The sequence below is a fragment of the Herbaspirillum sp. CF444 genome, from assembly GCF_000282135.1.
Taxonomy (GTDB): Bacteria; Pseudomonadota; Gammaproteobacteria; order Burkholderiales; family Burkholderiaceae_D; genus Herbaspirillum.
This window is the reverse complement of sequence record NZ_AKJW01000080.1, coordinates 104,767-114,352: the sequence shown is the minus strand read 5'-3', so window position 1 is coordinate 114,352 and position 9,586 is coordinate 104,767. Positions and strand designations below refer to the sequence as shown.

General features: G+C 61.4%; 8 protein-coding genes. 1 reads left to right on the top strand and 7 read right to left on the bottom strand.

Annotation, left to right across the window (positions count from 1 at the left end; translation table 11 throughout):
• Positions 1-244: 244 nt before the first annotated feature.
• The 7 genes from PMI16_RS18610 to PMI16_RS18580 all read right to left on the bottom strand — a co-directional run bounded on the left by PMI16_RS18610 (position 245) and on the right by PMI16_RS18580 (position 8,285).
• Positions 245-1,708: a mannitol dehydrogenase family protein gene (locus PMI16_RS18610; RefSeq protein WP_007882378.1), complete on the bottom strand. Its 1,464-nt coding sequence runs from the start codon at positions 1,706-1,708 to the stop codon at positions 245-247.
• 19 nt (positions 1,709-1,727) lie between these two features.
• On the bottom strand, positions 1,728-2,606 hold the full coding sequence (locus PMI16_RS18605) for an ABC transporter permease (RefSeq protein ID WP_007882376.1): 879 nt from the start codon (positions 2,604-2,606) through the stop codon (positions 1,728-1,730).
• 29 nt (positions 2,607-2,635) lie between these two features.
• On the bottom strand, positions 2,636-3,505 hold the full coding sequence (locus PMI16_RS18600) for an ABC transporter permease (RefSeq protein WP_085942288.1): 870 nt from the start codon (positions 3,503-3,505) through the stop codon (positions 2,636-2,638).
• Between the two features lie 5 nt (positions 3,506-3,510).
• A complete protein-coding gene (locus PMI16_RS18595) occupies positions 3,511-4,611 on the bottom strand; it encodes an ABC transporter ATP-binding protein (protein ID WP_007882371.1) in 1,101 nt (366 codons plus the stop codon).
• 89 nt (positions 4,612-4,700) lie between these two features.
• On the bottom strand, positions 4,701-5,888 hold the full coding sequence (locus tag PMI16_RS18590; protein ID WP_007882370.1) for an extracellular solute-binding protein: 1,188 nt from the start codon (positions 5,886-5,888) through the stop codon (positions 4,701-4,703).
• Positions 5,889-6,002: 114 nt separating this feature from the next.
• Positions 6,003-7,424, bottom strand: a complete 1,422-nt coding sequence (uxaC, locus tag PMI16_RS18585; RefSeq protein WP_007882368.1) for a glucuronate isomerase — start codon at positions 7,422-7,424, stop codon at positions 6,003-6,005.
• A 120-nt stretch (positions 7,425-7,544) separates the two neighbouring features.
• Positions 7,545-8,285: a FadR/GntR family transcriptional regulator gene (locus tag PMI16_RS18580; protein ID WP_007882367.1), complete on the bottom strand. Its 741-nt coding sequence runs from the start codon at positions 8,283-8,285 to the stop codon at positions 7,545-7,547.
• 436 nt (positions 8,286-8,721) lie between these two features.
• Here PMI16_RS18580 and cysT point away from each other — a divergent pair, with 436 nt between their 5' ends.
• Entirely contained in the window at positions 8,722-9,585 is an 864-nt protein-coding gene (gene cysT, locus PMI16_RS18575; protein ID WP_007882366.1) for a sulfate ABC transporter permease subunit CysT, read from the top strand.
• The last annotated feature ends 1 nt before the right edge of the window (position 9,586 follow it).

Sequence of the window (9,586 nt, the reverse complement as noted above, 5' to 3'; positions counted from 1 at the left end):
TTTCCCCCTGCCGTCACCGGCTACTCTCAAGCGGACTTCGAGACTGGCTCGCTTACGCATCGCCAGGGTACTGAGGTGGTTTTGTTTTCGCCGGTCTTATTGGCTTTGTCGTTCCAACGAAAGTTGGAACCCAGCGTCGTTGCGACGGTTGAGTGACGCAACGACGCCACTGGGTCCCAGCGTTCGCTGAGACGACGGGTCGAGAGGGAGTGATGAGTTATCGTTCGTTACTTGCTTAGCAGGATCAACGTCCGCGAATCTTGCTCAGCGCTTGCAGCACGCCTTCCTCTTCTATCCTGCGCAGGAAGCCTTTCACCACGGATACAAACTCGATGCGCATGGCAAGTTCGTTACCGAACACGGCCTCAATCGCCAGCAAGGCATCCACGCGCCGGCTGATGTCCGCAATGGACGCTGCCGCTTGTAATGGCTCCGCCAACGGATCCGAGATCGGATAGGCGAGACCTGCCTCATCCTGCGCGCGCAGATAACGCATCCATCCCGCCACGGCAAAACAAAGGCGCTCGCACGGCAGACCAGCATCCAGGCGCGCGCGTATCGTGCCGAGCAAGCGTTGCGGCAGCTTCTGCGAGCCGTCCATGGCGATCTGTTGCAGGCGATGCTTCAACGCCGGATTGCGAAAGCGCGCGACCAGTTCGTCGCGATAGTCATCCAATCCGGGACGCTGCAAGGTCGGCGCAATCTCTTCCGCCATCATGCGCTCGATGAAGCCGCGCAGACCATCGTCGCGGATCGCCTGATCCACCGTCACATAACCCGCCAGCGAACCCAGATAGGCGAGGCTGGAATGACTGCCGTTGAGCATGCGCAGCTTGGCGTGCTCGTAGGGTTCGGCTTCTTCCACCATGGTCGCGCCGGCTTGTTCCCATGCGGGGCGCGGTCCGGCGAAGCGGTCTTCGATCACCCATTGCGAGAACGGTTCGGTCACCACCGGCCAGGCGTCGTCGACGCTGAGGCGGGTAGCGATGGCGGACCGGTCTTCATCGGTAGTCTTGGGCACGATGCGATCCACCATGGAGTTGGGGAAAGCGCCATGCTGCGAAATCCATTTCGACAATTCCGGATCAATGCGTTCGGCAAACGCCAGCACCAGCCCGCGCGAGGTATTGCCGTTGGACGGCAGGTTGTCGCAGGACAGCACGGTGAACGGCGGCAGTCCGGCATCGCGGCGCTTTTCCAGCGCACGCACGATGAAGCCGATGGCCGAGCGCGGCGCGTCGGCATGCGCCAGGTCGTGCGTGATATCGGGGTGATCGAAGCGCAGCGTGTTGGCCGCCGGATCGTGGCAATAGCCTTTTTCCGTCACGGTGAGGCTGACGATATGGCAGTGCGGATGACTCATTGCCGCCAGCACGGCGGCGGGAGATTCCGGCGCTACCAGCGTATCGATGAGGGCGCCGATGACGCGCAGTTGCTCTCCCTCGACACCTCTGATCCCGAGCGTATAGAGATTATCCTGCGGCGCCAGCGCATCGCGCGTGTCGGGGCTGCGCAGCGACACGCCGACGATGCCCCAGCGCAGGTCGCCTTGCGCCAGCACCGTGTCGGTGTAGACCGCCTGATGCGCGCGGTGGAAGGCGCCCAATCCCAGATGCACGATGCCGGGCAGCAGGGCTGTCCTGTCGTAGGTTGGCAGGGCTGCTTGCTTGCCGGCTTGTTCCAAGGTTTGCTTGTTCAGCTTCATCATCTTCTTGCGTCAGTGTTCATCAGTTCTGCGGATGCTCTTTGACGCGCGACACCAGTTGCGTCGGGCTGACGAAACGCATCGCGATCAGCAGCCAGATCAGCGTGACGATCATGTACACCATCGCCATCGCATCGATCGATTGCGAAGCGCGCACGCCTGCGGCGAACACCGAGTAATACAGCGCCACCACCAGCGTCTGCGTATCCGCACCGGCCGTCAGGAAGGTCAGCTCGAACATCGCAATCGTGCGCACCAGCACCAGCAGCGAGGCGGCCAGAATGCCCGGGGCCAGCAGCGGCACCAGCACATGGCGGAACATCGTGAAGGTGCGCGCGCCGAACACGCGTGCAGCCGACTCCAGGTTGGGATCGATCTGTTCGATGAACGGTGTCATCACCAGGATCACGAACGGCAGCGCCGGCAGCAGGTTGGCGATGATCACGCCGGGCAGCGTGCCTGCCAGGTGCAATTCATACATCAGCGTCGCCAGCGGGATGCCGTAAGTGATCGGCGGAATCATCAGCGGCAGCAGGAACAAGCCGGTCAGCAGTTTCTTGCCGCGGAAATTGCGTCGCGCCAGGGTGTAGGCCGCCGGCACGCCGATCAGGATCGACAGCACCACCACCGACAGCACCACCTGTATGGTCACCAGCAGCACGTCGCCGAGCTGGAATTCCTGCCAGGCGGCGGAATACCATTCCAGCGTCCAGCCGTTCGGCAGCCAGGTGCCGAGCCAGCGCTTGGCGACCGAGTTGGTGGCGACCGAGGCAATCATCAGGCCGACATTGATCAGGAAGAAGGTCATCAGGCCGACCACCAGCCCGCTCCAGGCGCGGCTGGCCCAGTGCGTGCGTCGTTTCGGCGCCGGCTGTCTTGAGATGGATTGCGAAGTCATCATGGGAGAAGTTGTCGTTGCTTGATTCATCATTAACCCTTGCCGCCGGTAACCGGACCGCGATAGAACAGATTGCGTGCACCGAGCACGATTACCACCACGCCCAGTTGCACCGCACCCATGATCATCGCTACTGCCGACGCCATGGAGTAGTCGTAGTTCTCGAACGCCGCTTCATACGCTGCTATCGAAATCACCCGCGTCGCACCCGCCGGCGAACCCAGCAGCACGGCAGATGGAAACACCGAGAACGCCTGCACGAACGACAGGCAGAACGCCATCGCCAGACCCGGCAGGATCAGCGGGAAAATCACGTAGCGGAACTGATTGAAGGGCGTGGCACCCAGCGTCGCTGCGGCGCGCGGCAATACCGGATCGATGCCGGTGATGTAGGACAGGATCAGCAAAAAGGCGAATGGAAAGCCCGAGATCACCAGCGAAATCACCACGCCCGCATAGTTGTGCGTCAGGCGGATTGCACCTTCATAGATATGCAGCGTCTGCAGGATCTGTGCGAACCAGCCCTTGGGGCCGAAGTACGTCAGCATGCCTTCGGCGATCAGCACCGTGCCCAGCGTGATCGGGATCACGAGGATGGTGGTGGCGATCTTCTGATACGGTGTCTTGTGGCGCAGGCGATAGGCCACGGGCACGGCGATCAGGATGTTGATCAGCGTTGCCGGCAAGGCCAGCTTGAGCGTCACGCCGATGGTCATCCACAGATTGTCGGTGCTGAAGAACTTGATGTAGTTCGACAGCATGCCGCCCTCCAGCGGCTGGAACGACAGGATCAGGCCGTGAATGAACGGATAGACGAATACCGCCAGCATGAAGATCACGGCCGGCGCCGCCATCCACATGGCGGGATCGCGCCAGCGCGAGCCGGCGGTTTGCGAGGACATCAGCATCATGCCACCTGCTCAAAAGGATAAGCCAGCACGCGGTCGGCCGGGACCGACACGCGGATGGTTTCGCCCGGCGATGCCTTGCCTTCGGCACGCACGTAGAGGCGGGTATTGTCTTGCGTGCGCAGCATGAACAGCGATTCGCGGCCGTAGTATTCGACCGATTCGACGCGCGCGCTGATGCTGTTGGCAGGATTGCTTCCATCGGCGCAGATGCTGAATTCTTCCGGGCGGATCGACACGGCGGCGCGGCCGTTCAGGCGCATCTTCGGAATGCCGACCAGATTGACGCCGGGACCGGCCAGCGTGACGGTCTGCGCATCCTGGCCGACGACGTCGAGCACCAGCTCATTGCGATAGCCCATGAAGCGCGCGACGGCGAGATTCGACGGCTGGCCGTAGACTTCCGGCGGCGTGCCGATCTGCTGCACCTTGCCGTCTTTCATGACGACGATGCGGTCGGCCAGCGACAGCGCTTCATCCTGATCGTGGGTGACGTACAACGTGGTGCGCCCGAGTTCGCCGTGGATGCGGCGGATCTCGGAGCGCATTTCCAGACGCAGTTTGGCGTCGAGGTTGGACAGCGGCTCATCCATCAGGATCAGCGGCGGTTCGATGACGATGGCGCGGGCGATCGCCACGCGTTGCTGCTGGCCGCCGGACAACTGTCCGGGCAGCTTGTTCATGTGTTGCGCCAGTTGCACCAGGTCGAGGGCGCGTTTGACGCGGGTCTGGATCTCGGCGGCAGGCACGCCGCGCATCAACAGGCCGAAGCCGACGTTCTTGGCCACCGTCATGTGCGGGAACAGGGCGTAATTCTGGAACACCATGCCGAAGCCGCGCTGTTCCGGCGGCAGGGTATCGATACGGTGATCGTCAAGATAGATGCCGCCGTCCGACAGCGGCAGCAGGCCGGCGATGCAGTTCAGCGCGGTCGATTTGCCGCAGCCCGAGGGGCCGAGCAGGGCGATGAATTCGCCGCGCGCAATGTCCATTTGCAAACCATCAAGTGCGGCGACTTGCGGCGCTTCGGTCGTTTTTCCGGTGCCGCCAAAGCGACGTGTCACGCGATCCAGTCGCAATGTCTTGAAGTCAGGTTTCATGCTTGCCTCTTATTGATCGTAATGAGCCGGGTGGCGTGGAATGCATCGTTGCCGCCCGGCCTGTCTCTGCTTTTTTTTGCTGCGTTTGCTTATTTAAATTTTTGAGCGCCGACCTGTTCATCCCAGATACGGAATGCTTTCACCATCACCTGCGCATCCAGCGGTTGCACGTGCGGGAACTTGGCGATCCAGTCGGCGTACTCGGCGCGACCGAATTCCTTGAGCGTGTCCTGGCTGGCTTGCGGCGCCATCGTCACCGGCACGTTCTTGATCGCAGGGCCAGGGTAGAAGTAGCCCTTGTCGTAGGTCTGCGCCTGTTGCTTCGGTTGCAGCAGATACGCCATCACGTCCAGCACCACGGCTTGCTTGGCGGGAGCGAGCCCCTTCGGCACGATCATGTAATGCGTATCGTTGACCCAGGTCATGTTCTTGAAGGCGCCGACCTTGAACTCTTTCGGCACCACGCCCAGCGCGCGCGGATTGATGTCCCAGCCGGTCACGGTGACGGTCATGTCGCGCGAGCCTTCGCCGAGTTCCTTCATCACGGCGCCGGTGCCGCCCGGGTAGTACTCGATGCAAGTGTTCAGGTCCTTCAGGTAAGCCCAGGTCTTGTCCCAGCCCTTGACCGGATCTTTCGGATCCTTGTCGCCGAGCAGGTAAGGCAGGCCCATCAGGAAAGTGCGGCCGGGACCGGAGTTGGCCGGGCGCGCATAGATCAGCTTGTTCGGATTGGCTTTGCACCATGCCAGCAATTCCTGCGGCGTGGTCGGGACTTGCTTGACCTTGTCCGGGTTGTATTCCAGCAGCGGACCGGCAGGCATGAAGGCGACCGCCAGGCCCTGGTTGTGCGCCAGTTCCTGCATCTTCTTTACTTCAGGCAGGTAGTTGTCGGTCAGCGGCGCGAACTTGGCATTGTTCTCCGGCAGCAGCGTCACCCACAGATTCTGCTCGATGCCGGCCGCCAGGATGTCGGTGCCGCCGAGGACCAGATCGATGTCGCTGCGCTTGGCGTTCTGCATCGCCTTGAGCTTGCTCGGCAGTTCAGGTGCAGGCGCCTTGGTGAAGGTGAATTTGACGTTCGGATGCGTCGTCTTGTACGACTCGATGGCGTCTTGCAGCAAGGCCAGCGAACCGGCCACGTCGACCACGTTGATGGTCACTGCCGCCTGTGCATGCGCTGCCGGGCTGCCGGCCATGGCGGCAAAGCCGAAGCCGATGGCGGCGGCCATGACGGTGCGACGGGTCGCCTTGTGCAAGGTGTTCAAAACCTGTTTCATTACTGTCTCCTCCTGGATGAATTGTTGGGTACCGGGATAAAGCGGACGTCTTGTGACGCTCTGATGGATCTTCAAACCGTACTGCTATTGCTGGGACTCTCTTTCAAAAACGGATTACAAGCGGTAGGCCTGCTTGGCCAGCCGATAAGTCAGGTCGTGCGCCAGCTCCAGCGCCTCGTCTTCGTGCAGGCGATGCTCGGCGACCAGTCGCGCCAGATAACCGCAATCGATGCGGCGGCTGACGTCGTGGCGTGCGGGGATCGACAGGAAGGCACGAGTGTCGTCGTTGAAACCGACCGTGTTGGCGAAGCCGGCGGTCTCGGTCGTCAGTTCGCGGAAACGGCGCATGCCTTCCGGCGCGTCGAAGAACCACCATGCCGGGCCAAGTTTCAGCGCCGGATATACGCCGGCCAGCGGCGCCAGTTCGCGCGAGTAACTGGTTTCGTCGAGCGTGAACAGAATGATGGACAGGCGCGGATCCAGGCCGAAGCGGTCGAGCAGCGGCTTGAGCGCGCCGACGTATTCGGTCTGCATCGGAATGTCGAAGCCTTTATCGCGGCCGAAGCGCGCCAGCATCGTCGGGCTGTGGCTGCGCCAGGAGCCGGGGTGGATCTGCATCACCAGGCCGTCGGCTATGCTCATCGCCGCCATCTCGGTCAGCATCTGGGCGCGGAACAGTTCGGCTTCGTCGCGGCTGATCTTGCCCGAGAGCGCCTTGTCGAACAGCGCTTTGCACTCGGCCAGCGGCAAGTCGGCGGTACGTGCGCTCGGATGGCCGTGGTCGGTCGAGGTGGCGCCGTGTTCCTTGAAGAAGGCGCGGCGGTTGCGGTGGGCGTTCAGGTAGCCTTCCCAGGTGCGGGTGTTTTCGCCGGTCAGTTCGCCGAAGCGATCGACGTTGGCGGCGAAGCCTTCGAATTCCGGATCGATCACCGGGTCGGGACGATAGGCGGTGACCACGCGCGGACGGCCTGTCGCGGTTTGCCAGGGATCGTTCTTCAGCTTGCCGTGATGCGCGAGCGGATCGAGCGGCGATTCGGTGGTGGCGATGACTTCGATGTTGAAGCGCTCGAACAAGGCGCGCGGACGAAATTCGGGACGCCGCAGACAGGCGTCGATGTGGTCGTAGAGACGATCGGCGTTGGCGACGCTCAGACCTTCTTCCAGGCCGAAGACTTCCTGGAACACATGGTCCAGCCACATGGCGGAGGGCGTGCCGCGAAACAGCTGCCAGTGTTTGGCCACCAGACGCCAGATGCGGCGCGGATCGGTTTCCACGGCAGCGCCATCACGGGTCGGAATGCCGAGATCTTCCAGCTTGACGCCCTGGCTGAACAGCATGCGGAAAACGTAGTGGTCCGGCTGGATCAGCAGGGCGGACGGATTGGGAAAGGCTGCATTGTCGGCAAACCAGCTTGGGTCGGTATGACCGTGCGGGCTGACGATGGGCGCATCCTTGATCTCTTTATACAGACGGCGCGCAATGGCGCGCGTGTCCGGGTCGGCGGGGAACAGTCGGTCTGGGTGCAGCAATGGCATGTCGTCTCCTGATTTCCAATGTCTGTCTTTATCGCTTCCGGCATCCTCGGCTCTGTCGGGTGTTGGTTACCCAGGCCTCTGGCGGACGTCGTCGCGGTTATCGCGTTGAATCTGGCGCAGCTACTCCGGGTTATGCGGCATGTAAGCCTTGCCGCCGCCCCAGCCGCGCGAAAACTCGCTGGTCACGCGTTCGAGATGGGCGTGCATGGCTTTGCGCGCACCGTCGGGGTCGCGGTCAACGATGGCCTCAAGGATGCGGCGGTGGTCGACCAGCGTTTGCTGGCGCAATTCTTCGGTATGGAAGTGTTCCTCCATTTTGATCCACAGGCGGCCGCGCTGGTCCCACAGGTTTTCGATCACGCTGACTAGGGCGCTGTTGCCGGTGGCGCGGGCGATCGACAGGTGGAAGGTGCGGTCGGCTTCTTCATTGTTGGGGCGGTCGTGATAGAAGCGCTCCATGTCGTTGAGCGCGCGCAGGATGGCGTCCAGCGCACCGTCGGTAGCCATGCGCGCGGCAATCGCGGCGACTTCGCCTTCGATCATGCAGCGCGCCGACAAAATTTCGAAGGGGCCGGGGCCGATCTCCTGGATGGCCGGCGCCGCGCCTTTTTTCTCGATCACATAAATCCCGGAACCGCCGCGCACCTCGATCACGCCGGTCAGTTCCAGCGCGATCAGCGCTTCGCGGACGGAGGCGCGGCTGACCTTGAGCTGCGCCGCCAGGTCGCGTTCCGACGGCAGGCGTTCGCCGGCGTGAATTTGCTCGTCGCGGATGACCGCCTGGATGCGATCGGCGACCACGCGGTAAAGCCGCGTTTCGGGGGCGCTGAGTTCGGCGAGAGCGGTGACGACTTTGAGCATGGCGTGCTTTTCTAAAGGTCGCGGAAAATTGGTCAGGCCATTCTAGGTTGGCCTGACCAATATTGCAATATGGTCTGTCCGATTTATTTTGTGGTTCGCCAAAGTGCTTGTGGATGCGGCTTGCAAGGCAATGGGCATCTAACTGATAGTGATGAAAAGTGGTCGACCACTTTCTAATTTTATGGGTGATCAGTCGTCGGATGACTATAGCTGAAGCCGTTTTCCAAGGAAAGGACTGAGACCGGATTTGCGCAATTCGGGTTGTTTTTGCGGCTTTCTATATGCGTAATCTTTCTATAAACATGCAAAAAAATTCGTTCTCTTTATAACAATGCGGTGCGAATATCGTCATTCATTAGTCGTATTTGTAATAAGAGAATGTTTGCGACGGCTCTCAAAAGTGCCGCACTGGTTCAAATAAGAAGGAAGTACAAGCGTGACTGTGCCAATCGCCTTACCTGTTGTTAACAAAGCGCCGTTCCGGGTGTTGCCGGGCTTTCGCCTGTCGCTCGGCTTCACGCTGTTCTATCTGACGCTGATCGTTCTGATTCCCTTGTCGGCGGTCTTCCTCAAGACTTTTACCATGACCTGGGATGCTTTCGTCAGCGCCGTGACCTCGCCGCGCGTGATGGCGTCGTATCGGCTGACTTTCGGCGCTTCTCTATTAGCTGCGCTGCTGAATGTGATCTTCGGCGGCATCGTCGCATGGGTGCTGGTGCGTTATAAATTCCCCGGCCAGCGCATCATTGACGCGCTGGTCGATTTGCCGTTTGCCTTGCCGACGGCGGTGGCCGGGATTGCGCTGACCACGCTCTATTCGCAGAACGGCTGGATCGGCCGCTACCTGGAGCCGCTCGGCATCAAGGTCGCCTTTACGCCGCTGGGCGTGCTGGTGGCGCTGACCTTCATCGGATTGCCGTTCGTCGTGCGCACGGTGCAGCCGGTGCTGGAAGACGCCGAACGCGAACTCGAAGAAGCGGCCGCCAGCCTCGGCGCCTCGCGCTTGCAAACCTTCGCCCGCGTGATTTTTCCAACGGTGTTTCCGGCCTTGCTGACCGGCTTTGCGCTGGCGTTTGCCCGTGCCACGGGCGAATACGGTTCGGTCGTATTCATCGCCGGCAACATGCCGATGGTGTCCGAGATCACCCCGTTGTTCATCATCACCAAGCTTGAGCAATACGACTACACCGGCGCGACCGCGATTGCCGTGGTGATGCTGATCGTGTCCTTTGCCTTGCTGCTGACCATCAACCTGTTGCAAGCCTGGGTACGCAAGCGCGGCCAGGCCGAGAAAGTCTGAC